This window comes from Pseudomonas sp. MBLB4123, assembly GCF_051904775.1.
GTDB classification, from domain to species: Bacteria; Pseudomonadota; Gammaproteobacteria; order Pseudomonadales; family Pseudomonadaceae; genus Aquipseudomonas; species Aquipseudomonas benzenivorans_B.
Map to the genome: position 1 here is coordinate 3,025,699 of NZ_CP196711.1, position 24,221 is coordinate 3,049,919.

At 64.5% G+C, this 24,221-nt stretch carries 25 protein-coding genes; 14 read left to right on the top strand and 11 right to left on the bottom strand.

What is annotated here, in order from left to right:
• Position 1: 1 nt before the first annotated feature.
• Positions 2-430, top strand: coding sequence for a glycine zipper domain-containing protein (locus tag ACSX1C_RS13945; RefSeq protein ID WP_439886621.1), 429 nt, complete (start codon positions 2-4; stop codon positions 428-430).
• Between the two features lie 64 nt (positions 431-494).
• Here ACSX1C_RS13945 and ACSX1C_RS13950 read toward each other — a convergent pair whose 3' ends face one another.
• Positions 495-3,332: an AMP-binding protein gene (locus tag ACSX1C_RS13950; protein WP_439886622.1), complete on the bottom strand. Its 2,838-nt coding sequence runs from the start codon at positions 3,330-3,332 to the stop codon at positions 495-497.
• 204 nt (positions 3,333-3,536) lie between these two features.
• Here ACSX1C_RS13950 and ACSX1C_RS13955 point away from each other — a divergent pair, with 204 nt between their 5' ends.
• Complete coding sequence (locus tag ACSX1C_RS13955; RefSeq protein ID WP_439886623.1) at positions 3,537-4,838, top strand: MFS transporter; 1,302 nt, start codon at positions 3,537-3,539, stop codon at positions 4,836-4,838.
• Between the two features lie 180 nt (positions 4,839-5,018).
• Here ACSX1C_RS13955 and ACSX1C_RS13960 read toward each other — a convergent pair whose 3' ends face one another.
• The 4 genes from ACSX1C_RS13960 to ACSX1C_RS13975 form a co-directional block, all read right to left on the bottom strand.
• On the bottom strand, positions 5,019-5,435 hold the full coding sequence (locus ACSX1C_RS13960) for a DUF1801 domain-containing protein (RefSeq protein WP_318644658.1): 417 nt from the start codon (positions 5,433-5,435) through the stop codon (positions 5,019-5,021).
• Positions 5,436-5,502: 67 nt separating this feature from the next.
• The gene (locus tag ACSX1C_RS13965; protein ID WP_439886624.1) at positions 5,503-6,123 is read right to left on the bottom strand and encodes a class I SAM-dependent methyltransferase; all 621 of its coding nucleotides are present in this window, start codon (positions 6,121-6,123) and stop codon (positions 5,503-5,505) included.
• Between the two features lie 509 nt (positions 6,124-6,632).
• Entirely contained in the window at positions 6,633-7,226 is a 594-nt protein-coding gene (locus tag ACSX1C_RS13970; protein WP_439886625.1) for a hypothetical protein, read from the bottom strand.
• Between the two features lie 100 nt (positions 7,227-7,326).
• Complete coding sequence (locus ACSX1C_RS13975) at positions 7,327-8,187, bottom strand: hypothetical protein (protein WP_439886626.1); 861 nt, start codon at positions 8,185-8,187, stop codon at positions 7,327-7,329.
• Between the two features lie 1,988 nt (positions 8,188-10,175).
• Here ACSX1C_RS13975 and ACSX1C_RS13980 point away from each other — a divergent pair.
• The 6 genes from ACSX1C_RS13980 (at position 10,176) to ACSX1C_RS14005 (ending at position 13,757) form a co-directional block, all read left to right on the top strand.
• A complete protein-coding gene (locus tag ACSX1C_RS13980; RefSeq protein WP_439886627.1) occupies positions 10,176-10,451 on the top strand; it encodes a hypothetical protein in 276 nt (91 codons plus the stop codon).
• Complete coding sequence (locus ACSX1C_RS13985; protein WP_318644653.1) at positions 10,444-10,740, top strand: LasR-specific antiactivator QslA; 297 nt, start codon at positions 10,444-10,446, stop codon at positions 10,738-10,740. Before ACSX1C_RS13980 ends, ACSX1C_RS13985 begins: the two co-directional genes overlap by 8 nt.
• Before the next feature lie 137 nt (positions 10,741-10,877).
• Positions 10,878-11,414, top strand: coding sequence for a PAAR domain-containing protein (locus ACSX1C_RS13990; RefSeq protein WP_439886628.1), 537 nt, complete (start codon positions 10,878-10,880; stop codon positions 11,412-11,414).
• Positions 11,415-11,426: 12 nt separating this feature from the next.
• Entirely contained in the window at positions 11,427-12,458 is a 1,032-nt protein-coding gene (locus ACSX1C_RS13995) for a hypothetical protein (RefSeq protein ID WP_439886629.1), read from the top strand.
• Positions 12,459-12,553: 95 nt separating this feature from the next.
• Positions 12,554-13,060, top strand: coding sequence for a hypothetical protein (locus ACSX1C_RS14000; RefSeq protein WP_439886630.1), 507 nt, complete (start codon positions 12,554-12,556; stop codon positions 13,058-13,060).
• 73 nt (positions 13,061-13,133) lie between these two features.
• Entirely contained in the window at positions 13,134-13,757 is a 624-nt protein-coding gene (locus ACSX1C_RS14005; RefSeq protein WP_439886631.1) for a CHAP domain-containing protein, read from the top strand.
• Between the two features lie 122 nt (positions 13,758-13,879).
• Here the strand turns inward: ACSX1C_RS14005 and ACSX1C_RS14010 are convergent, their stop codons facing one another.
• The 4 genes from ACSX1C_RS14010 to ACSX1C_RS14025 all read right to left on the bottom strand — a co-directional run bounded on the left by ACSX1C_RS14010 (position 13,880) and on the right by ACSX1C_RS14025 (position 16,148).
• Positions 13,880-14,290: an HPF/RaiA family ribosome-associated protein gene (locus ACSX1C_RS14010; protein ID WP_439886632.1), complete on the bottom strand. Its 411-nt coding sequence runs from the start codon at positions 14,288-14,290 to the stop codon at positions 13,880-13,882.
• A 246-nt stretch (positions 14,291-14,536) separates the two neighbouring features.
• On the bottom strand, positions 14,537-14,878 hold the full coding sequence (locus ACSX1C_RS14015; protein WP_208707957.1) for a cupin domain-containing protein: 342 nt from the start codon (positions 14,876-14,878) through the stop codon (positions 14,537-14,539).
• A gap of 178 nt (positions 14,879-15,056) precedes the next feature.
• Complete coding sequence (locus ACSX1C_RS14020) at positions 15,057-15,659, bottom strand: nitroreductase family protein (RefSeq protein WP_439886633.1); 603 nt, start codon at positions 15,657-15,659, stop codon at positions 15,057-15,059.
• Between the two features lie 327 nt (positions 15,660-15,986).
• Entirely contained in the window at positions 15,987-16,148 is a 162-nt protein-coding gene (locus ACSX1C_RS14025) for a hypothetical protein (RefSeq protein WP_439886634.1), read from the bottom strand.
• A gap of 230 nt (positions 16,149-16,378) precedes the next feature.
• Here ACSX1C_RS14025 and ACSX1C_RS14030 point away from each other — a divergent pair, with 230 nt between their 5' ends.
• The 5 genes from ACSX1C_RS14030 (at position 16,379) to ACSX1C_RS14050 (ending at position 20,667) form a co-directional block, all read left to right on the top strand.
• Entirely contained in the window at positions 16,379-17,524 is a 1,146-nt protein-coding gene (locus tag ACSX1C_RS14030) for an MlaE family ABC transporter permease (protein ID WP_439886635.1), read from the top strand.
• Positions 17,521-18,309, top strand: coding sequence for an ABC transporter ATP-binding protein (locus ACSX1C_RS14035; protein ID WP_439886636.1), 789 nt, complete (start codon positions 17,521-17,523; stop codon positions 18,307-18,309). The genes ACSX1C_RS14030 and ACSX1C_RS14035 overlap by 4 nt, the downstream gene beginning before the upstream one ends.
• Positions 18,310-19,227 carry an MlaD family protein gene (locus ACSX1C_RS14040; protein ID WP_439886637.1) on the top strand — a complete coding sequence of 306 codons (918 nt, stop codon included), beginning with the start codon at positions 18,310-18,312 and terminating at the stop codon, positions 19,225-19,227.
• Entirely contained in the window at positions 19,224-19,850 is a 627-nt protein-coding gene (locus ACSX1C_RS14045; protein ID WP_439886638.1) for an ABC-type transport auxiliary lipoprotein family protein, read from the top strand. The genes ACSX1C_RS14040 and ACSX1C_RS14045 overlap by 4 nt, the downstream gene beginning before the upstream one ends.
• A gap of 112 nt (positions 19,851-19,962) precedes the next feature.
• A complete protein-coding gene (locus ACSX1C_RS14050) occupies positions 19,963-20,667 on the top strand; it encodes a glutathione S-transferase N-terminal domain-containing protein (protein WP_439886639.1) in 705 nt (234 codons plus the stop codon).
• 59 nt (positions 20,668-20,726) lie between these two features.
• On the opposite strand, the gene ACSX1C_RS14055 is transcribed toward ACSX1C_RS14050, so the two are convergent.
• Both ACSX1C_RS14055 and hslO read right to left on the bottom strand, forming a co-directional pair.
• Positions 20,727-22,268, bottom strand: a complete 1,542-nt coding sequence (locus ACSX1C_RS14055; protein ID WP_439886640.1) for a phosphoenolpyruvate carboxykinase — start codon at positions 22,266-22,268, stop codon at positions 20,727-20,729.
• A 159-nt stretch (positions 22,269-22,427) separates the two neighbouring features.
• Complete coding sequence (gene hslO / locus ACSX1C_RS14060; protein ID WP_439886641.1) at positions 22,428-23,321, bottom strand: Hsp33 family molecular chaperone HslO; 894 nt, start codon at positions 23,319-23,321, stop codon at positions 22,428-22,430.
• Between the two features lie 99 nt (positions 23,322-23,420).
• On the opposite strand from hslO, the gene ACSX1C_RS14065 reads away from it, so the two are divergent.
• The gene (locus tag ACSX1C_RS14065; RefSeq protein ID WP_439886642.1) at positions 23,421-24,218 is read left to right on the top strand and encodes a phosphatase PAP2 family protein; all 798 of its coding nucleotides are present in this window, start codon (positions 23,421-23,423) and stop codon (positions 24,216-24,218) included.
• Positions 24,219-24,221 lie beyond the last annotated feature (3 nt).

Here is a 24,221-nt window from a genome sequence, read left to right on the forward strand (position 1 = left end):
TATGCGCACACTCCTTTCCGCACTGGCCTTCAGTGCCCTGGCGGCCCCGGCCGCCTTCGCCGGCGACAGCAGCAAGGTCGCCATCGGCAGCGGCATCGGCGGCGCCCTGGGCAACGTCATCGGCCAGCAGGTCGGCGGCAGCACCGGTGCGGCCGTCGGCGCCGGCCTCGGCGGCGCGGCCGGCGGCGTGATCACCGCCCGCGACGGCAACAAGACCGAGGCGGCCCTGGGCGGCGGCCTGGGTGCAGCGGGCGGCTCGGTGATCGGCGGCAAGCTCGGCGGCAGCACCGGCTCGACCATAGGCGCCGGCCTGGGTGGCGCCGCCGGCGGCGCCCTGGGCAACGAGATGGCCAACGACAGCCGCCGCGACGCCCACGGCCACTATCACGGCCACAAACATAAGAAACACAAGAAGCACAAACACCACTGAGTACCGCGCAACAGCCCGAAAAAAGCCCGCCTGATGCGGGCTTTTTTCTTGTCCGCGTTAGCCGTCAGGCGGCCAGGCGCAGCCGATCAGGCTCATCCAGCCGTTGCAGCAGCAGCGCCCGCGCCTTGTCACGCAGCCTGATCGCATCCAGCCACTCGGGACCATCGGCCAGCAGCTGACCACAGAACTCCACCCGTACGGCGCCGCGATGGGGGTACCACTGGCCGTCGCGCAGCACCATGCGCGTGCCCCCCAGGGCCACCGGCAACAGCGGCACATCGGCGCGGGCGGCGAGGACGAAGGCGCCCATGCGGAACGCCTGCAACCCCGGCTCGCGGCTCAGGGTGCCCTCGGGGAAGAACACCAGCGACTGCCCGGCCTGCAACGCCGCGCCCAGGGCCTCGGCATCGGCGGCGCTGCGCTGCGGGTCGAAGCGCTCGACGAAGCAGGTGCCGAGCCGGCGCAGGAAGCGCCCGGCGACGAACTGCCCGGCCAACTCGCGCTTGGCGACGAAGGCGAAGCTCGGCGGCAGCACGGCGCACAGCACCAGGCCGTCCAGGTAACTGGCGTGGTTGGCGACCAACACCCGCACCTCCGGCAGGCGCAACTGACCCAGGCCGCTGACCTGCAGCGGCACCCCGACCAGATGCAGGAAGCCCCGCGCCGCCCGCCGCACCAGGCGGCGACACCAGCTGCGCCGCGGCATCAGCGCCACCGCCAGCCAGGTCAGGCTGGCGATGCCCAGCAGCAGCGCCCAGAAGTAGCCGGCATAGCACAGGGCGCCGAGCGCGCGTCCCAGGCGCCCGGCCTGGGCGCGCAGGGCCGCACGCCCCAGGCGCAACAGCTGGCGCCACACCGCGCGGCGCGGCCGCCCCACCTCGCCGCGCTCGTACAGCTCGCGACTGGCGGCGCGGCGGATCTTGCCGCTGGAGGTCTTCAGCACGCTGTGCGGCGGCGCCAGGACGATGTCGTCCGGCGGCACCCCGGTCAGGTCCAGGGCCACGCGATTGATCGCCAGACGCAGGTCGCGCCGTGCCTCGGCGTCCTGTTCGTGGGTCTCGGCCAGCACCACCAGGCGCTCGCTGCCGCTGGCCGCGTCGCCGCTGCCGAACACCGCCACGCAGCCCTTGCGCAGGCCCGGCAGGTTGCCCACCGCAGTCTCCACGTCATAGGGATAGATGTTGCGCCCGCCACGGATGATCAGGTCCTTGGCGCGGCCGCTGAGGTACAGCTCGCCGCCGGCCATGTAGCCGAGATCGAGGGAGTCGAGCCAGGGGCCATGGCGCACCCGCGCGCTCTCCTGCGGGTTGGCGAAGTAGCCGGCGGTGGTCGAGGGTCCCTTGAACTGCACATGGCCCTCGGTGCGCTCGGGCAGCTCCACCCCCTGCTCATCGACCACCCGCAGCTGGTGCCCCGGCAGCGGCTGGCCGCAACAGACGAAACGCAGCGCGTCCGGGCTGCCAGGCTCCACCGGCTGGGCGCGACCACTGGCCTGGAAGGCTTCGCGCCGCACCCAGTCGACGCGCGGCCCGCGCCCCAGGGCCGGGAAGGCCACGCCCAGGGTGCCCTCGGCCAGGCCGTAGACCGGGGTCACCGCGGTCGGCGCCAGGCCGTAGGCGGCGAAGCGCTCGGCGAAGCGCTGCAGGGTGTCCGGGTTGACCGGCTCGGCACCGTTGAGCACCAAGCGCCAGCGGCTCAGATCGAGCCCCTCGAGTTCCCGCGCCTCGAGCTTGCTCAGGCACAGCTCGTAGGCGAAGTTCGGCGCCGCCGACAGGGTGCCACCGTACTGGTGCATCGCCCGCAGCCAGCGCGCCGGCCGGGCGAGGAAGGCCAGCGGCGACATCAACACCAGCTCGAAGCCGTAGTACAGGCTGCCGAACCAGGCGCCGATCAGGCCCATGTCGTGGTACATCGGCAACCAGCTGACGAAGACGTCCTCGCCGCTCACCCGCAGCGCCGTGCCCATGGCCCGCAGGTTGGCCAGCAGGTTGGCGTGGCTGACCATCACCCCCTTGGGCTGGCCGGTGCTGCCGGAGGTGTATTGCAGGAAGGCCAGGTCATCGGCCCGACGCGGCACGGCGCGCAGGCGGTCGCCATCCGCCGCCAGTTCGGCGACGCCGAGGATCTCCCTCAGGCTCGGCACCTGCGGCTTGAGCAGGCGCGCCAGCAGCCTGGCCTCGCTGACGGTGATCAGCATGCTCGCCCCGGCATTGTCGAGGATGGCGGCCTGGCGGCGCAGGTGATCCTCGATCTGCGACAGGCGCATGGGCGGGTAGATCGGCACCGGCACGCCGCCGGCCAGGAGGATGCCGAAGAAGCCGAAGAGGAAGTCGCGCCCGGTCGGCAGCATCAGCGCCACCCTTTGCCCGGCCTCCAGGCCGCGTTGCTGCAGGCCGGCGGCGACGGCCGTGGCCCCTTGCTGCAGGGCCAGGTAGCCGATCGCCTCCGCCTCATCGCCATCGCCCAGCAGGCGCACATGGCAGCGCTGCGGCTGCCGACGCACATGCCAGTCGAGTACCTGCATCAGGGTCTGCGCCTGCTCCGGGGCATGGGCCTGCTCATCGTCGGCGGCGCGCGCGGGGACGGCGACGCGCGCGCGCTCCACCGCCACGCCGGCCTGGGCGCGCAGGGCTTCGAGCAGGTCATGGGGGGTATCGGCCGTGGCGAACAGCGCCTCCGGCAGGCGCACGTCGAACTCACGCTCGATGCGCGACCACAGCTCGACCCGGGCCAGGCTGTCCAGGCCCAGGTCTCGGTCGAGGACGCTGTGCAGGCCGATGGGGGCGCCCTCTGCGGCATGGGGGCGCAGCTCCAGCACGGTTTGCCGGACGATCCCCAGCAGCTTCTCCGCAGCCCCCGGGGCGTCGGCGTTGACGGGTGTTGCATGAGGCAGGCGACTCATCGGCGACCCCTCACTTGCCGGGCGGTCGTTGACGACGGCCCACATCTGTACACCATAACCCCTGGCCGGTGGCGACGATAATAACCCTGCCCCATAACAGGCCCAGGCTTATAGCCAGAGCCATACTCGCCGAGCCCGCAGCCTGGACTAGGCTTGGCACATCGACCGCTGCCGACGCCAGCGATGCCCCATGGAGGGCCCGCCATGCCTGCCAGCCTCGCCCGCGGCGTGACCCGCCGCGAAGCCTGGGCCTGGGCGATGTACGACTTCGCCAACTCCGGCTACACCACGGTGGTGATCACCGCGGTGTTCAGCGCCTACTTCGTCGCCGAGGTGGCCGGCGGGGCCGACTGGGCCACCCTGGCCTGGACCAGCGCCCTGTCGCTGTCCTATGCCCTGGTGATACTCGGCGCCCCGCTGCTGGGGGCCTACGCCGACGCCTTCGCCTGCAAGAAGCGCCTGCTGCTGCTCAGCACCCTCGGCTGCGTCGCCACCACCGCCGCCCTGGCCCTGGCCGGCCCCGGCGCCCTGGCCCTGGCCGTGCTGTTCATCGTGCTGTCGAACTTCTGCTTCGGCTGCGGCGAGAACCTGATCGCCGCCTTCCTCCCGGAGATCGCCCGCGAGGACGCCATCGGCCGGGTCTCAGGCTGGGGCTGGGGTCTGGGTTACGTCGGCGGCCTGGTCAGCCTCGGCGCCTGCCTCGGCTATGTCGCCTGGGCCCAGGGTCAGGGCCACAGCGCCGCGCAGTTCGTGCCGGTGTGCATGCTGATCACCGCCGCGCTGTTCGCCCTGGCCAGCCTGCCGACCTTCCTGTTCCTGCGCGAACGCGCGCGCCCGCAACTGCAGCCCGACGCACGACACAGCGCCGCGGTAGCCTGGCGGCGCTTCGCCCGCACAGTCGGCGAGGCCGGGCGCTACCGCGACCTGCTGCGCTTTCTCGCCTGCACCCTCTGCTACCAAGCCGGCATCGCCGCGGTGATCACCCTGGCGGCGATCTATGCCGACCAGGCCATGGGCTTCACCACCCAGGACACCCTGCTGCTGATCCTGCTGGTTAACATCACCGCCTCGCTCGGTGCGGTGTCGTTCGGCTACGTTCAGGACCGCCTCGGCCACCGCCCCACCCTGGCCCTGACCCTGCTCGGCTGGTTGCTGATGGTCGGCCTGGCCTGGGCCGCCGAGGGGCCGCCGCTGTTCTGGCTGGCGGCCAACATCGCCGGGCTGTGCATGGGCGCCAGCCAGTCGGCCGGGCGCGCCATCGTCGGCCTGCTGGCACCGCCGACGCGTCTGGCCGAGTTCTTCGGCCTGTGGGGCCAGGCGGTGAAGCTCTCGTCCATCCTCGGCCCCATGACCTACGGCCTGACCAATTGGCTGTCCGGCGGCGACCATCGCCTGGCGATCCTGATCACCGGCGGCTACTTCGTGCTCGGCCTGCTGATCCTCGCCAGCGTCGACCTCAAACGCGGCCGCCGCGCCGCCCTGGCCGAACGGCCGACCGACACCTGAGACCGGCGCTTACACAGCCGCGCACCGAACGTCCCACCGGACAACGGCCGGGCCGCGCGAACTATGCATGCAACCGCACCGACAGCGGGCCTGGAACAGCGCTTCGTGCGCTTGGCCAGCTCCTGCCTATGACGGTTAGGTCACGGCAGGATGCCTCCTGCCAGAAAGCCCATCGCCAAGCTACTTGGCTTTTCCCGAGGTATTGAGGGCAACCGCAGCGCTGATGAGCGCCTTGAATGCGCACTCATCAACGGCCTCGCCCTCGCCGATATCAATCGCGCGCCTTGTTTTTCCTTCCAGGCTGGCGTTGAAGAGTTGGGCCGGGTCAGGCAGCGAGGCCCCCTTGGCAAATGTCAGCTTTACTCTCGACTTGTAGGCTTCGCCCGTGCAGATGAGCCCGGCGTGAGACCAAACAGGCACCCCTGACGGGTTGCTGGGCTTAAACCATTTGCATCCCTCGGCGACGTCTGGGTCCGCTTCCTTGATGAGATTCCGCAGCCGGCTCAAAGTCTCGCCGCGCCAGCCGCCAAGCTCGGCGATCCTCTTATCGACCAGCTCAGCGCCTGATGGCCCACTTATCGAATTCGCAGTACACATCTTTCCTCCTAGATGAGTGGGCGGACTAACCGGCCCAACGACCAGCCCCTCGTTGCGAGCCCCTCGATCACGCGCACTTCCTGGCAACGATAAAAACCGACCCCTTAGCCGGCTGCCATTCGTACTCAAGGCTAAAACCGGCAGCGGCAAGCTTAGACACAAGCGCCTGCTTGCCAAGACGATTCACATAAGGCGCGAACCCCAGAAGCTGCAGGGTGGAAATCAACACGCGCCAGACAATACCGATTTCTCCCACCAGCGCAGTGCTGGACACGAAGATACCCTCCGGCTTCAACAAGCCATGCACCCTTGAGAGCGCCCCGTCCACATCATCGAGAAGATGCAGGACGTTGAGCCCCAGAACGGCATCGAAGCTTTGCGCTTCAAGTTCGAGGCTATCCAGGGTGCCCTGTTGGAAGCTGATATTCTCAACACCTGCCGCCCTTGCCTTGCGCGCCGCAATATCCAGCATGTTGCCGGATATATCGGTAGCGACAATATGCTGGACGTGGGGCGCATGAACAATTGCCGTACTGCCTGTGCCGCAACCGAACTCCAGCACGGACCAGTCCGGCCGGAAATAATCCTGGGTAATCGCCAGTTTCTTCTGGTAGTTCGCCTCGTCTCTCACCGGGCTTTTGGCGTAGCGCGGCGCACTTTTGTCCCAGAACTCTTTCGCCCCCTTCAATGAGCAGCCTCCATATTGCTATCACCCACTCCCTGACTGCACCTCGATCAATGCAAGGCACAGCCATAAACCGAGGATGGACTATAGCCTACCTGGGCGACGCGAAAGACTTGAGCCGCCGGCCAAGCCACAACTGAGCGGTTCTTTATAACGACCGCTGACTGCGCGTAACGGTTGCCCTATACGCACCTGCCGCCCAACCACTGGAAATCGATCATGCCGCATAAGCCATGAACACCGAGGCCAGCTGGAAAGCGAACAAGGCGACCACACTCAACACCAATGGCTTTCGAGTGGGCTTACTCATACAGGCGAGTCCTGCAGCGGAACAAGGCCGATAACAATCATGATCTGAGGGATCGATTGAACGCTTGGCCCCCGCTGCGCGAACTACAGAATGGCCAGGGCGATAGCGCCCAACACAGGCCGGATATACGAATGCAACCGCGCTGACGACAGGGTTGGAAAAGCTATTCCTCACCGCTTGTGGGGAGAGTCCATATAAATTGTTAGGTTTTTGGCGCGGTAAAGGCGTTGTAGTAAAAGCCTTCTTCTGGCTCGTTTCCTAGTGCGATATCAAGCATTAACTGCAGAGACCAGACAGGGCCAGGGATAACGCTTTCTGGATCTGTACCATCGGGAAGCATGTCGGGATCAATGGAGGCCTCAAAATTGATAAACCACCATTTTTCAATTTTTGATAGCAGCCTGATCAGCTCTTGAAATTTCGAAATATCAAAATTTCTTTCGCTGCTAGCTAGAAAGCTCATAGGCTCATGAGCTAGCTCATTTCTATGTTTACGAATTCCATCAAAAGCATCTATGTCAGCGGCATCGATTGCCTCAAGCTTCTGAAACCATAGTAGTGAGGCATAGAGTTTGTTCTTTCTGTCAGACAACGACAGAACCTCTTCCTTGTATTGGTCTACATCAATTACAGGTCCGTTTTCATCAAAACCATTTGAGAAGAATATTTCTGGTTTTTCAATTACATTATTCTTAAAATTTTCAAATGCTGTAATGAACAAAGATATTGCGATCAAGTTGCCCTTGAGTGTTTCTGGGTGGAGAAATTTTTCCCATGAGGCTTGCGCATTGTTCATTGAATAAACCTAACGTTTGGTTAAGGGGCGGGCTTTAGCCCGTCCCAGTGAGCGAAGCGAACGGTTTGAACCAGTTGTTAGGCGGAAATTTGATAGCCGACTATTCTCCGATTACTTCTTTGGCGCGAATTGCTGCTGATGTAATTATATTAATTGCATTTTTTGTGATTTTTTCATCAGGATTAAGCCTGTTGTGGTATTGCAGCACCCAATTCCCCGCAGCCATTTTTAGCGCTGCAGGGAGATATTTTTGCAGTACAAAATAGTCGCTTATCTGGATTCCAAGCAGTGCAATAATACTAATTTCATTTGATTTTTCTAGGTACTGCGTGAGCGGTCCAAACAATCGCACACTTTGTGCGCCGGATATCTTTCTCAAAAAATTATCGCCGTCGGAAAGTCTTCTGTCTGGTTTTGGTAAATAGTCAGAAATTTTTTCGAATAGCATAGCTTTGGCGATTGATAGTTGAGCCATGGCCTGCTCATACTCTTTGCTTTCTAGCATGGCTTCCGCGCTCTTTATCTGGGCGCGAATGTGAGGGCATGGAATTAACTCGGCAAGTGATAGTGCTGAAAATTCTATTGAGTAAAACTCATAAAAGCTAATAGTTAAAAATTCTTCAGTGTATGCTTTAAATTTCTTCGCTTCAGAGATGTCTGGTAAATTTCCGTAGTGCTTAAAGTTAACTCGCGCCTTGTTTAGTTCTAGTATTTTGGCTTTGAAAGGAAGTGGAGAGTTATTTTTATTTCCTTTGGCGTTCTTTACAAGATCAAAAAAAGCGGTAAACGGGGTTTTATCATTTGCCTCAGCAGCAAGGTTTTTCAATAGTGACCATATGAATATCTCTATTGAATCTTGGAACAGTGAGATTGAAACCCCTGCCGAGACTGGATCATTTTTCTCAGCATACCCTGAACCAATCAAAAATAATCTTTTGGCTAGAAGTAACTGCTCTGTCATGCGTATTCCTTTTAGCCTAACGATTAAGCTAACGGGCGGCCAAAAGCGCAGCTTTTGGACGTCCAGCGAGTGAAACGAGCGGCGTTGAGCGCATTGTTAGCTGCCGTAGCTGAAAAGTAGCTTGAATAAGGATGCAAAGGTTATGTAGGAAAATAGTAGACCTACGACTGAGATGATAATGCAATGAAACCATATGACAAATTTCAGCCAGATGTGTTTAGCTAGATTTGCGAATTCAGGTTGTGAAAGCTCTGGTTGCTTATGATGCCACTTAATAACTGACGTTAGCAGGCTGAGCCAGCCAAGAGTGATTGCCGAACCCCATACGCTAATAGATATATAGTTCCTTGGCTCTTTGAGGTTGTAGGCAGCGAGGAGTGCGATTCCTAGCGCAATCCCGCATGCAAACATTGCACGATAGAGCTTCGCTTTATGTGGTGCGATTTCTGCAGCAATATGGCTGAGTAGCTTCGGTGTCATAGGTGGTAGCTAACGATTAAGCTAACGGGCGGCCAAAAGCGTAGCTTTTGGACGTCCAGCGAACGAAGTGAGCGATAGTTGAGCGCATTGTTATGCAACCTTACCTCTGGATTTGGCGAGGTCTTTGGCAAAGGAATCTTGCCTGAGCCAAATCATTTCTGAAACGTATATTGGGGTGGTAAGTATAAAACCTATAACTGATGATAGTTCTATTAGGTCTTTGAAGGGGCCGATCAAAAACCAAGTCAAGTAAAAGCAGCATATCATTGTGAATATTAAGAAATATGAGTTGGCTTTTGCTATTTCGTAATTTACTAGGCTTTGATTGAATCTGGTGTTCTTGATTTTCTTTTGTTTGCGAAGAAGGGCGCCCTTTAAGGTGTTTTTAGTGCTGTTTGTAGTTTTCTGAATGCTCTTGGTGTGAGATATATCAGGGCTGTGAAGAATAAGCCCGTGAACCACCAGCTGGGGTCTAGGAGGTTATTTATTATTGTCTCCATGCGATTCCTTAGAGGTGCATAACGATTCGAGCTAAGCACCGCTCGCGCGCTTTTTGCGAGTGTGTGCTTCAGCGAGTTGTTATCCGACGATCTACACGAGCCCGCGCAGCGGGCAGGTAAATGCAGGTGAAATTCAGGGCGGCAAGAGAGCGAAAAAATCATGTTGTTAGCCAAGCTCTTCTGCGATGTTCGTTTTAACGCAGTTAAGCGACATCGCAGAAGAGCTTGGCTAACAACATGATTTTTTCGTTTTATTGTCACCCTGACTCCATGTCATTTACGTATCCTTACGCCGATTTGTCTATCGTTGGGTAACTAAAATTAGACACCAAATGGTGCGTTTAAACGCACCATTGGGTGGATAACATTCCCTGCCATTATCAGCGCAACCTCTCTAGCTTGAGGCTTCCGGCCTGTGGCGAGGTCCTTGTGGGGTGTTATGCACCTGGGGTGGCGCATCGGCAACCCTGGGCAAGCATTGGCGTGCCATTTTTGCATCGGCGGATGGCTCAGTTGAAACAGTCGATCAAGCAGGGGAAAGCTATTCGGCGTCCTGCCTGCGGGGTGCGTCATTGCGTGGGCTGAAGCTACCCGAATGCGGCGTGTCGTCACAAGTTGTTGTAGCGCCCTCCATTTCATCGGGCTTGCCCTGCCCATTGCACCGGGCTAGAGTGCGCCGGTCACGGTCAATCCCGTGGCCGGGCGTGACAACCCGATATCAACCAAGGCGCGGTAGCGCCATAGCTGAGTAGCCGGCGCTTTTTTTGTGCCCGGCTATCGCATTTCTATGGTGGGCCGTGCGGGGCAGGCTTCGGCCTGGCCGGCTGTCCTTCGTGAGCCGGTTTCTGACCCCCGTACGGTCCGCCACCCCAACCGTGTCAGAACGGTGGGATGACGGCTCCTTAAATACACGAAGGAGCATAAGGAAAATGCGCTATCCACCTTTTACCCAAGGGCTCCACCTTGGGCTGTTTGCCTTGTCGTTCGCCTCCTGCCTGGAGGTGCGTCATGACTAGATTCAACGCTGTTGTCGTTCCCTTCCCCAAACGTTACGAACCACTCGATTGCCTCGATGGCCAGGGCTGCCATTTCCAGGCGGCGGCCGAGTTGCGGGTGGCGATGCTGCATAAGCTGTTCGACATTCTGGCGCGCATGGAGGCGTCCACCCCCGGCGCAGGGCCGCTGCATGAGGCCTGCGACAGCGCCCGCGCGCTGTTGAGCGACGTGCTGGTGTTGTACCGCCGCGCGTTGGCCCAGGCACAAGGGAGGGCCGGCGATGAATAGACCCTGCACCAGCCACCTGCCCACCCATGACGGCCATCGCGGCGCGATCATCAAGTGGCCGGTGAACTGCCATGAGGCCTTCGACCGGGGCGTGGCCAGCGCCCAGGCCTGGCTGAGCAACGACGACACCGGCTGGCTGTGGGCCAACCTGATCATCGAGCGCGACGCGCTGCCCCCCGGGGCGCAGCGCCGGGCCTTCGAGATCGGCTTCCTCAGCCGGGTGCACCAGCGCTTGTGTTCGCCGTTCGGCGGCAACCACCAGGCGAGGAAGACCTGCCTGCAGCTGTAAGCCGGCAGTCGACCTCGCTACAGGAGCCCGCCGGAAGCTCCGGCGGACTCCTGCCTCGCCTGGTTCGGCTAAAGGTGAACTTCGCCACACCGTGACCATCCGATGCGCCATAGGATGGTCCGCACCATTGCACAAGGATGTCGTTCATGGCCAAACCCGCCTCTCGTCTCAGCGATTTGAATGCCTGCCCACTTCCCGGTCACGGCACCAACCCCGCCACCAGCGGTTCGCCCGATGTGTTGATCAACAACCTGCCCACTCTTCGGGTCGGCGATAGCAGCGCCTGCGGCGATGCCGTGACACAGGGCATCGGCAACATCCTGATCAACGGCAAGCCGATTGCCTTCCAGGGCAGCGCGACGGCCCATGGCGGGATAATCGTCACCGGCTCGGGGGATGTGCTGGTCGGTACGCAGTCCGGGGCAGCCCCTTTCACTCCGCCGGAGATTCTGCCCAGGCATAGCGAGCAATACCAACTCATCGACGAACATACGGGGCAACCGGTCGAAGGTGTGCTGTATTGCGTGGAAAGCGGTGATGGCCAGCGCGTGGTCGGGCATACCAATAGCTACGGCAATACCACGCGGGTGTTTACCGAGGAACCGCAGTCAGTAGTCGTGCGTTGGGGCCGGAGTGCGGCCAACTACCTCAAGAGCCAAGGCATCAGCTTCTAAGGATCGGACGCTATGACCCAGCTACATCAGGGACAAACCAGTGACCTGCACGGCACTGCGCAGATTGCGGTTTCTCTGCAGCAGGACTTCATCACCGTGGTGGGCGCTTCGCACATGACGCTTATGGAGCGTCTACGCGGGCAGAAAGGCAACAAGATGCGCTTCATCAACCAGGGCATCCGCCAGCTAGGCCTGTACCCGCCGGCGACGGCCAACGACTCCAGTCAGCGCATCTTTCTGATCTTTACCGAGGACTATGAGCGCAGGCTGCTGGATCGCCTCAAGAGCGTGGTCGAGACACGCTATGGCGCGAAATATCGCGAATTGGACTCCATCGCCCATCTGCTCGATTTCATCAACCTGCGCATCCGCAAGAAGCGCGAGATCAAACAGCTCGACCTGTTCTCCCATGGCTTGGTCGGCTCCATCGAGTTCGGCTATGAGCTGGACAAGGTAGACAGCTACCGTCTACGCGATGCTCAGGCGCTGATGCTCAAGCCGCAGGCCTTCGATCTGGGCGCGAAGATCTATTCCTACGCCTGCCGCACCGGCCTCGGCATCCAGGCTGACTGGCACGTCGGCGAAGATGAAGATCCCCTCTACGACAAGAGCCTGGCGCAGCTTATCGCCAATACCACCCAGGCCACGGTCTGGGCTTACCCGCGCCGCAGCAACTACGACCAGACCTACGGGGATGCCAGTGACCGAGCCGGGCTTGAGGGTGCGCGGGCGAGGGTCAGTGCCGACTCACAAGCAATGAAGCGCTATAGACGCCAGCTCAGCAATTACCGTAAACGCCTGGCCGCTCTGCGGCTGGAAAAGCGGGATAAAAACGCCCAGCTACCGAACGAGAAGCCCCCACTGCCGCCTCGAAAGACCGCCAGCGCACAGGATGAGACCATCGTGCGGCACGCCGCCAGCCGCGATGCGAACGAAAAGCTAATCGGCCATCCACTGGATGAAGAAGGCGCGGTTCATGGCGTCCGCGCCGGTGACTCGCCCACGGGCGTGCCGGCCACTCTGCGCGAATACCGGCCCCTATGAGGCGCCCGCGACTGCACCGGTCGTTTGTATGGACACTGGCCCTGCTGACGGCCCTCGCCGCTACCGGGCTCTATTTGCATGCCAAGGAGGGCGCGATGCCCGGGAAGATCATGATGTATTACGGCGGTTTCGAGGTCGAAGAGATGTTCGATGCCAGCCAGTGGTTCGCCGGCGGGATGTATCGTCCTCGCCTCATCGAGGCGGACGGCGGCGCCAGCAACGTCACCATGCTGCGTAACAAACCATTGCCTTTTACCCGCGATCAATTGGAGGACCTTCCTTTTGTCGCCGCGGGCGCATTCGATTACGGCCCTCTAGAAGGTACTGACACCCAACCACTCCTGCTCGATCCCCCTGATCTGAGCAAGCGCGTTCGCTATGCCTACAGCGCATTCGCCGAGCCGAACAAACCGACGGACTACCACCAGTTGTTCCTCGAACTGCAGGGCCAGCGCTATGTGGTCACCTTTGCGCGGGATGCGCAGAGCGGCGACGCATTGCCTGGCGGCTTTGCCGAGCAGGTGGTCGGCGAATATGCCTCACAGGCCGAATACCGAAAGGTCTTCGCTGAGATAGATGAGGCCGAGCGCAAACAGCGCTAGCCCCATGTTGAGCCGCCGTACAGCGACCAGGCCCGGCGGCTCGCCCACTGCTGCAGAGAGCGGAACCTTCGCCATGTCCAAACGCCGACTTGCCCTGGCAGCGTGCGCGCTGCTCGCCCCCTTGCTTGCACTGGCGCTGCATGCCGGCGCCACACGCATCAACCCGAATGCGCGTTATGAGGTGGGCGAACGGCTCGATGAGCTCAACGGCGTCGCCATCTACTTCAATGGCGGGGTCAATACCACGGTGGGGCGCAACCTGACCCGGGACGGCTACAACCTGGGGCTGCGCTTCCAGTGCGTGGAGTTCGTCAAACGCTATTACTTCGAGCGCTTCGCCCACCGTATGCCCGATAGCTACGGACACGCCAAGGACTTCTTCGACCCCAGGCTGGCCGATGGCGCCTGGAACGCCAAACGCGGGCTGCTGCAGTTCAGCAACGGCAGTGCCGGCAAACCCCGGGCGGACGATCTGCTGGTATTCAGCCCTTGGCTGTTCAACCGCTACGGCCACGTTGCCATCATCGCCAGCGTGAGCGAAGGCTCGCTGGAGATCGCCCAGCAGAATCCGGGCCCCTTCGGCAGCGCCCGGGAGACCTTGCCGGTTGCCTATCGGCAGGGCCGCTGGTTCATCGATCAGCCTCGCGTGCTGGGCTGGCTCAGGTTGCCAGCCGATGGGGAGGCGCCCTCACCTTGAGCGTCTGCCGCCACTATGCAGCCATTTGCGCGGCCAACAGCTCGTTGAAACATCGCCACTAAAAAGGGGGACCCACGCCTGCGTGGGTCCCCCTCGGGTCAATCGGTGGGATGGTCGGGGCCTTATGCCCGTTCCAGTTCTTCCTGCTTGGCCAGGAATTCTTCCTGCAGGAGGGCATCGCTGGAGGTTTCGCGCGGGCTTTGCGGGCGCCCGTTCGCCGTGGCTTTGGCTTCGAGCTTGCCCATCAGGTGCTCGAGGGCATGGCGCATTTTTTCCGTGGCGCCGTCCACCGCCAGTTCCAGGTTCTGGGCCTTGTGACTCACCGAAATGGCCTGCTGCCCCTTGGGCCGGGCCTCGATCTGGCAACGCTTGTCGTCGGGGCCGGATTTGTGGGCGTTCTCGTCGCTGACGTGCACTTCTATGCGGGTGAGCAGATCGGCGTGGCGCTGGAGTCTTTCGGTCAGGGTCGTGCTGACCCACTTCTGCAGACGGGCGTCGCCTTCGATCTGGTGGATGTTCACTTGTACGTGCATAGGGCTTCCTCGTTCTGACGTTGCTGTTCTTGCGAGGTGTTGCGGGTATCGGGGTTCCAGTCGATTGCATGCCCTCCTGTCACGGCGCCGGCTGCACGGGGAATGCAGCGCAAGGCTCTCGCCAGATGCAATCGGCGAACTGTCTCCGACGCCTCCATGATTACCAGAAGCGCGCCGAACACGCCAGCACCGGAGACGGCCAGTCGGCTTTCGCCGAACCGGCCGCCTGGGCGGCGAGGCCGAGAATCAGGCGAAGACGAAGTACTTGCGTACGGTCTCGACCACTTCCCAGGTGCCCGTCATGCCGGGTTCGACGACGAAGATGTCGCCGGCCTTGAGGTGGATCGGCTCCTGGCCGTCGGGGGTGATGATGCAATAGCCTTCCTGGAAGTGGCAGTACTCCCACTTGTCATAGGCGACCCGCCACTTGCCGGGGGTGCAGATCCAGGTGCCCATGATCTTCTTGCCGTCTTCGGAGGTGTAGGCGTTGAGGTTGACGGTGTGCGGGTCGCCGCCGATGCGCTCCCACTTGCAGGCGTCGAGGACCGGGACGGGGGTGGTATCGCGGAGAACGGTGATAGGTTGCATGTCTGCTCCAAGGTGGTCGGGCTGAAATAGCACTCGGCTAAGCTAGCGCCGCGCCGCCGGCCGCGAATGTCTGTTCTCGACGCCCAGCTGCCTGGAAGCGCGCAACGCGAACGCCGCGGCGAGTCGCATCAGGCAAAAGGGCGTGCCTCTGCACGCCTTTTCGTCCCCGCCCCCTGGTTCAGAAGCGGTCGCGGATCACCAGCTCGTCGAACGGCAGCTTGCCGACCCGCGGCTTGGGTTCCGCCGCACGCTTGCCGACCGCGACCATCAGGCCGATGAGGTGGTTGTCCGGCAGGTTGATCAGCTTGGCCACGGCGTCGAAGTCGAAGCCGTCCATCGGGCAGGAGTCCAGGCCCTTGCCGCGGGCGGCAAGCATCAGGGTCTGGGCCTTGAGGCCGCAGCTGCGCATGGTCTCGTCGCGCTGCACCTGGGGCTTGTCGCGGTAGTAGGCGTCGACGGCGCCGGCCATGTAGTCCTGCACCTCCTGCGGCGCGCCCTGCCAGACGCGGCCGACGTTCTTCTCCCAGCTGTCGAGCTGGGCGCACACCACCACCAGCATGGCCGCGTCGGTGACCTGGGCCTGGCCCCAGGCCTGCTCGCGAATCTGCTCGCGCAGCGCCGGGTCGCTGACCTCGACGAAGCGCACATGCTGCAGGTTGAAGGCGGACGGCGCCAGCAGGGCCAGTTGCAGCAGCTCGTCCTTCTCCTCGCGGCTGAGGCGGAAATCCGGGTCATAGACCTTGACGGCGCGGCGGCTGCGGATGGCTTCTTCGATATGCATGGTCACTCCAGTTGCGGGTTGCCTTGTCAGAGGGCGCCCATGCTAGGCATCCGCTCGGGACAAGACCATGGGCCCGTACCGATGGCACTTATCGACCGTATCGATATCGCCGCGCCCGGGCGGGGAGCGCCACGCGGTCGCCGGGAAGGCGCAGGGCCACCGCCAGCCACTCAGGCCGGGCACTGCTGCGTAGGGTCAGGAAAATTTCGCGCAGGTTGTTACGCGGATCGGTCTGGATCCCACAGATCGGTGCCCCGGGCACATCGTCGGCCGCCAGCTTGTCGGGCTCGGCTTTCGTCGCAGTACGGGGCGACCCTGCCTGGGCAGTTAGGCGGCGAGGTCTTCGCTGATCAGCATGCCGTGCATCACCACCCAGTGCTTGCGCCCCTTGCGTAGCGCCAAAGGGTCGCGGCCGGCGATGACCCAGCCCTTGCCGAGCAGTTGATCGATATGGGCGCGCAGCGCCGGCAGTTTGCGTTGTTCTTTCATGGTCGATTCCTTTCGTCCAATGCCGATGGGGGCAGAGACGCGCTGGCCCCCACTTGTGAAGCAGGTCACGCAGTATATTCAAGCAGCCCGGACCCGCACAGCCCCCAACCGGGTGAGCGTAGTACTTTCCGAGCGCAGCCAGGCTGAATGGTCCAGCGCCCCGACCGAACGCCGACGCCGGCTCCGCGTCGATCCGTCGCAGTGGACGTCCGCGAACTAAGCTTGGTGCTATGAGCACCGCCCCTTACATCACCCCGCTGCCGCCTCGCGGCCCGGACGTGCCGGGCCTGCAGATAGGCGGCGACTGGACCCTGGCCCATTACGCCGCGCTGGAACCCCAGGTGCGCGCGCTGCGCGGCAGCCTGAGGGCGCCGACCAGCGTGGTCGAGCTGGAGGACCTCGGGGCCCTGGACACCGCGGGGGCGGCGCTGCTGGTGGAGCTGCTGGGCAGCCAGCGCCTGGAGGAGCTGGCGAGTACGGCGCTGGGCCTGGCGGCCGAGCGCCGCGCCCTGCTGCAGGCGGTGGGCCGGGCCATGGCCGGGGTCGCCCCACCTCGAACGACACGCCGCCCCTCGACCCTCAGGGAGCTGCTCGGGCATATCGGCGAGGCGGTCGAGGGGCTGTGGCAGCTGGCCGTGGCCCTGCTCGGCTTCATCGGCCTGACCCTGGCCAGCATCGTCACCCTGCTGCCGCACCCGCGCCGCTGGCGCCTCACCGCCCTGGCCGCGCACCTGGAGCAGAGTGGACTCAACGCCCTGCCCATCGTTGCCCTGCTGACCTTCCTGGTCGGCGCGGTGGTGGCCTTCCTCGGCGCCACGGTGCTGGCCGGCTACGGCGCCAGCCTGTACACGGTCAACCTGGTGGCCTTCTCCTTCCTGCGCGAGTTCGGCGTGCTGCTCACCGCCATCCTCATGGCCGGGCGCACGGCCAGCGCCTTCACCGCGCAAATCGGCGCCATGCAGGCCAACGAGGAGATCGACGCGATCCGCACCCTGGGCCTCAGCCCCCTGGAGCTGCTGGTGCTGCCGCGGGTGTTCGCCCTGCTGATCGCCCTGCCGATCCTGACCTTCGTCGCCATGCTCAGCGGCATCCTCGGCGGCGCCGTGGTCTGCGCCCTGGCCCTGGACATCGGCCCGACCATGTACCTGGCGATCCTGCAGGAGAACATCGCCCTGCGGCACTTCCTGGTGGGCATGGCCAAGGCGCCGCTGTTCGCCTTCCTGATCGCGGTGATCGGCTGCCTGGAGGGCTTCAAGGTCACCGGCAGCACCCAGTCGGTGGGCGAGCGCACCACCTCCAGCGTGGTCCAGTCGATCTTCGTGGTGATACTGCTGGATGCCCTGGCCGCACTGTTCCTGATGGAGATGGGCTGGTGAACGCCGAGGCGATCATCGAGGTGCACGACCTGTGCAACCGCTTCGGCGCCCAGGTGGTGCACCAGGACCTGCAGCTGCAACTGCTGCGCGGCGAGGTGCTCGGCGTGGTCGGCGGTTCGGGCACCGGCAAGTCGCTGCTGCTGCGCAGCATCCTCGGCCTGCGCCGCCCCACCTCCGGGCGCGTGCGGGTGTTCGGCGAGGACGTGCTGGACCTGCCGGCGCAGCGCCGCGCACAGTTGGAGCGACGCTTCGGCGTGCTGTTCCAGCGCGGCGCGCTGTTCTCCTCGCTGACCGTGGGCGAGAACATCGCCCTGCCGCTGATCGAGCACGCCGGCCTGGCCCGGGCGGACGCCGAGCGCCTGGCCGGGGTCAAGCTGGCCCTGGTCGGCCTGGCCCTGGACGCCGGCGCCAAGTACCCGGCCGAGCTGTCCGGCGGCATGGTCAAGCGCGCCGCCCTGGCCCGCGCCCTGGCCCTGGACCCGGAGATCCTGTTTCTCGACGAACCCACCTCCGGGCTCGACCCGATCGGCGCGGCGGCCTTCGACCGGCTGCTGCGCACCCTGCGCGATGCCCTGGGCCTGAGCGTGCTGCTGGTCACCCACGACCTCGACGTGCTCTACAGCCTGTGCGACCGGGTGGCGGTGCTGGTGCGGCAGCGGGTGCTGGTGGCCGACCGTCTGGAGCGGGTCGCCGCCTACGACGACCCCTGGATTCGCGACTACTTCCACGGCCCCCGTGGCCGTGCCGCCGAGCGGGCCGCAGGCGGCGCGCCGAGGAGCCCCTGAATGGAACCGCGCGCCCACCATGTGCTGATCGGCCTGTTCACCGTGCTGAGCCTCGGCGCGGCGCTGCTGTTCGCCCTGTGGCTGAACAAGTCCACCGCCGACCAGGCGCTCAGCGACTACGAAGTGATCTTCAACGAGACCGTCAGCGGCCTGACCCAGGGCAGCACGGTGCAGTACAGCGGCATCACGGTCGGCGAGGTGGCCCGCCTCGACCTCGACCCCGAGGACCCACGCAGGGTGCGCGCGCGCATCCGCGTGTTCAGCCACACGCCGATCAAGCAGGACACCCGCGCGCGCCTGTCGATCACCGGCATCACCGGCATCGCGGTGATCCAGCTGCACGGTGGCACCCCGCAAAGCCCGCGGCTGCGCGGCGACGCCAAGCAGCCGCCGCAGATCATCGCCGAGCCCTCGCCCCTGGCGCGGATGATGGCCAACGGCGACGACCTGCTGCTGACCCTCTCCCGCCTGCTCGAACGCGCCGACCGCCTGTTCTCCGAGGCCAATATCGCAAGCGCCACGCGCACCCTGCAGCACCTGGAGCAGACCGCCGCCGGCCTCGCCGCCCAGCGCGACAGCCTGGGCCTGGCCCTGCAGCAGATCGGCGCCGCCAGCCAGGAAACCGCGCAGCTGATGCGCGGCGCCAACCGGCTGCTCGATGGCCAGGGCCGCCAGACCCTGGCCGGTACGGAGCGCCTGGTGGCCTCGCTGGCGCGCAGCAGCGAGAGCCTGGAAGGCCTGCTCGCCGACAACCGCGAGGCCCTCGACAGCGGCCTGCAGGGCCTGGGCGAGCTCGGCCCGGCCGTCGAGGAGCTGCGCGACACCCTGGCCGTGCTGCGCGCCTTCTCCCGCCGCCTGGAGCAGGACCCGGCCGGCTACCTGCTGCGCAGCGAACGGATCGAGGAGTTCCAGCCATGAGCCGCCTGCCCGGCGCCCTGCTGCTGGCCGCCCTGCTCGGCGCCTGCTCGCTGCTGCCCGAGAGCGAGCCGCTGACGCTCTACCGCCTGCCGGCCAGCCCCCTGCCCAACCAGGCCATGGGCGCGCCCCGCGTCGACTGGAGCCTGCGGGTGAACACGCCGCACGGCAACGCCCTGCTCGACAGCCCGCGCATCGCCGTGCTGCCGGCCGGCGCCCGGGTCAGTGCCTACCAGGGCGCGCGTTGGAGCGACCGTGCCACCCTGCTGCTGCGCGACCGCCTGCTCGACGGCTTTCGCGACGACGGCCGCATCGCCCTCCTCAGCAGCGACGCCAACCGCCTGCGCGCCGAGCTGCAGCTGGACAGCGACCTGCGCGCCTTCCACGGCGAGTACCGCAATGGCCGTCCCGAGGCGCACATCCTCCTGGAGGCGCGCCTGGTGCAGGGGCGCAGCCGGCGCATCCTCGCCAGCCGCCGCTTCCAGGTACGCCAGGCGGCGGCCGATGCCTCGCTGGCGGCGATGGTCAGCGCCCTCGGCCAGGCGACGGACCGCCTGACCCTGGAACTGGTGCAATGGACCCTGGAACGGGGCCGGGCGGCGCAGCGGCCCGGCGCGGCGGACTGACCCGCCACGGGGCACGCCTGCCGACTCCGCGTGCGCAGGGCATGACCGCAGGCGGCCGGCTTCGCTATCGTATGCCTCTCGCCCCGCCACTCGCTCCCGCCAAGGACTCCGCATGCACGACCTTTCCGCTTTCCCCATCACCGAGAAATGGCCCGCCGCCCATCCCGAGCGGCTGCAGCTCTATTCCCTGCCGACGCCCAACGGGGTCAAGGTGTCGATCATGCTCGAGGAGATCGGCCTGCCCTACGAGGCGCACCTGGTCAGCTTCGAGCGCAACGAGCAGCTGTCTCCGACCTTCCTCTCGCTCAACCCGAACAACAAGATTCCCGCCATCCTCGACCCCGACGGCCCGGACGGCCGGCCCCTGGCGCTGTTCGAGTCCGGGGCGATCCTCCTCTACCTGGCGGAGAAGACCGGCCAACTGCTCCCCAGCGATGCTCGGGGCCGTTACCAGGCGCTGCAGTGGCTGATGTGGCAGATGGGCGGCATCGGCCCGATGTTCGGCCAGGTCGGCTTCTTCAACCGCTTCGCCGGCAAGGACTACGAAGACAAGCGCCCCCGCGACCGCTACGTCGCCGAGGCCGGCCGCCTGCTCGGCGTACTCGACCGGCGCCTGGCCGAGGGCCCCTGGATCATGGGCGAGGACTACGGCATCGCCGACATCGCCACCTTCCCCTGGGTGCGCAACCTGATCGGCTTCTACGAGGCCGGCGAGCTGGTCCGGATCGAGCGTTTCGCCCACGTCACCCGGGCGCTGGCGGCCTTCCTCGCGCGGCCCGCGGTGAGCCGCGGGCTGAACATTCCCCCGCGCGAATAGGCCGAAGCGCAGACACGAAAAAGCCGCCCGCAGGCGGCTCGTTCGCATCGGCTCCCGGCTTAGAGCTGCGGGCCGGCGTTCTTGATGACGTCGGAGACGTCGAACTTGGCGAAGTTGTCGATGAACAGCTTGGCCAGGCCCTTGGCGGCCTCGTCGTAGGCGTTCTTGTCTTCCCAGGTGTTGCGCGGGTTGAGCAGGTTGGTTTCCACGCCCGGCACCGACGTCGGCACGCTGAGGTTGATGATCGGCAGCTGCTCGGTCTCGGTGCCGATCAGCGCGCCGCTCTGGATCGCGGCGATCACCCCACGGGTGGTGGGGATGTTGAACCGCTTGCCGACGCCGTAGCCGCCGCCGGTCCAGCCGGTGTTGACCAGGTAGACCTTGGAGCCAAAGCCGCGGATGCGCTTGATCAGCAGCTCGGCGTATTCGCCAGCCGGACGCGGGAAGAACGGCGCGCCGAAGCAGGTGGAGAAGGTCGACTTGATGCCGCTGCCCGAGCCCATCTCGGTGGAGCCGACCAGGGCGGTGTAGCCGGACAGGAAGTGGTAGGCGGCCTGCTCCTCGTTGAGGATCGACACCGGCGGCAGCACCCCGGTCAGGTCGCAGGTGAGGAAGATCACCGCGTTCGGCTCGCCGCCGAGGTTGCGCTCGCTGCGCTTGTCGACGTGGCTCAGCGGGTAGGCGGCGCGGCTGTTCTGGGTCAGGCTGTCGTCGCCGTAGTCCGGCACGCGCTGCGCGTCGAGCACCACGTTCTCCAGCACCGCGCCGAACTGGATGGCCTTCCAGATCACCGGCTCGTTCTTCTCCGACAGGTCGATGCACTTGGCGTAGCAGCCACCCTCGATGTTGAACACCACGCCCTCGCCCCAGCCGTGCTCGTCGTCGCCGATCAGGTAGCGCGACTCGTCGGCCGACAGGGTGGTCTTGCCGGTGCCGGACAGGCCGAAGAACAGGGTCACGTCGCCGTCCTCGCCGATGTTGGCGGCGCAGTGCATCGGCAGCACGTCGGCCTCCGGCAGGAGGAAGTTCTGCACGCTGAACATGGCCTTCTTCATCTCGCCGGCGTAGCGCATGCCGGCGATCAGCACCTTCTTCTGGGCGAAGTTGATGATCACGCAGCCGTCGGAGTTGGTGCCGTCACGCTCGGGCACGCACTCGAAGTTGGCGACGTTGAGGATCTGCCACTCGGCCTTGGCGGCCGGGTTGTAGGTTTCCGGGTTGATGAACAGGCAACGGCCGAACAGGTTCTGCCAGGCGGTGGCGGTGGTCATCTTGACCGGCAGGTAGTGGGCCTCGGACGAGCCTACATGGACGTGGGAGACGAAGCTGTTCTGGGCATCGGAGAAGGCCTGCACGCGGTCCCACAGGGCATCGAACTTGTCCGCCGGGAACGGCCGGTTGATCGGCCCCCAGGCGATCTTCGCCTCGGTGCTCGGTTCCTGGACGATGAAGCGGTCGGCCGGCGAGCGGCCGGTACGCTGGCCGGTGCGCACCACCAGCGAGCCGTTGGCGGCCAGTTCACCTTCGCCGCGACGGAGGGCTTCTTCGACCAGTTGGGCGGCGCTGATGTCGGTGTACACGGCGGTGTTGGCTTGCGTCATGTGAGTCCCCGTCGGCCGAGCGGCCGAGTCTTCCAAACGTTTTGTAGTTAAGGCCTGAGCACTACTACAGCGATAAAAAAGTCGCGGGAGTATGCCAGAAAGCACCTCCCTTGGCAGCACCCGATCCGCCCAGCGGATCGATAGCCGCCCGCTATCGCCTCAGTGGCGCGTGTCCGAGGGCGCCTCGCTGCCGCCGCCGGCGAACAGCTGGGCGACGTCGGCGGCGTCGAAGGCATAGCGTTGGTTGCAGAACTGGCAGTCGATCACCACCTGGCCACCGTGCTCGTCGAGCAGCAGCTCGGCATCGGCCGGCCCCAGGCTGACCAGGGCCCTGGCCGAGCGCTCGCGCGAACAGCTGCAGCGGAAACACAGCGGACGCGGCTCGAACAGGCGCAGTTCCTCCTGGTGATAGAGGCGGTGCAGCAGGGTCTCGTTGTCCAGGCCGAGCAACTCCTCGGCACTCAGGGTGTCGGCCAGGGTCGCCAGGTGCTGCCAGCTGGCGGCACGGGCCTCGGCCTCCTTGAGGCGGTCGGCCGGCAGCTGCTGCAGCAGCAGGCCGCGGGCGCGCTGGCCGTCGGCGCACAGCCAGAAGCGCGTGGGCAGCTGCTCCGAGGTGGCGAAGTAGTTGGTCAGGCAGTCGGCCAGGGTGGCGCCGTCCAGGTCGACGATGCCCTGGTAACGCTGGCCCTGCTTCGGCTCGATGGTCATCGCCAGCACGCCTTCGGGCATCAGCTCGACCAGCCCGGCATCGGCGCCGATCTGCTCGGCGTGGTAGCGGGCGATGCCGCGCAACTCGCCGTCGCTGGAGCACTCGACCATCAGCAGCGGCACCGCGCCGGCGGAGCGCGCCTGCAGCACCAGCAGGCCGTCGAACTTGAGGGTGCCGATCAGCAGCGAGGCCGCGGCGAGCAACTCGCCGAGCAATTGCGCGACCGGTTGCGGATAGTCGTGCTTGGCCAGCACATGCTGGTAGCTCTGGCCCAGACCGACCAGTTCGCCGCGGACATCGGAGTCGTCGAACAGGAAGCGCTGGGTGTGATCGAAATCGTGCATTGGGCGACCGGATGTGAACAACGGATGACAAAGCGCCGCAACATCTCTATAAAGCGCGTCGCAATTTTCATCAGGGAAGGTTAAGAGGAGCGACATTCTATGGATAAAGACATCCGCATCCAAGCCGCTTGGCGATGGCCGGCCCTGCTCGGCCTCAACCTGCTGGCCGCCGTCGTGCTGGCCAGCTGGCTGCTGCCGCCCAGCCGCGCGCTGTGGGACAGCGCCGGCCTGTGGCTGTTCCAGTGCCTCAACGGCTCGCTGGGCCACAGCCCGCTGTGGGACGGTTTCTGGGCCGTGACCAGCACGCGCCTGAGCGATGCCCTGGTCGGCGTGCTGATGCTCGCCCTGATGCTGCACTCGCGCTGGACCTTCCGCGTCCAGGAGCTGCGCCCGGCGCTGTTCACCTTCCTCGGCCTGCTGATGACGCTGCTGGTGATCCGCGTGCTGTTCAACAAGCTGGTCGGCATCCTCGACTGGCAGCACGCCAGCCCCTCGACCCTGGTGCCGGGCACCTATCACCTGAGCGCCGCCTTCCCCGAGCTGGAGCGCCTGTTCGAGCTCAAGGACCGCTCCAGCCGCAGCTTCCCCGGCGACCACGCCTCGGTACTGCTGCTCTGGGCACTGTTCATGGGGCTGTTCAGCCGCGGCTGGAAACTGGCGCTGAACCTCGGCCTGGCCCTGCTGTTCGTGCTGCCGCGGCTGGTGGCCGGCGCCCATTGGCTGGTGGACGTGACGGTCGGCGGCGTGTTCATCGCCCTGCTCGCCTTCGCCTGGGGCTACTGCACGCCGCTGGCCGGGCATATCGCCAACGGCCTGGCCCGGCTCTGCCGGCCGCTGTGGGCGCCCTTGCAGCGCCTGCCGCTGATCAACCGGCTGCGGGTGATCTCCCCGAGCTGAGCC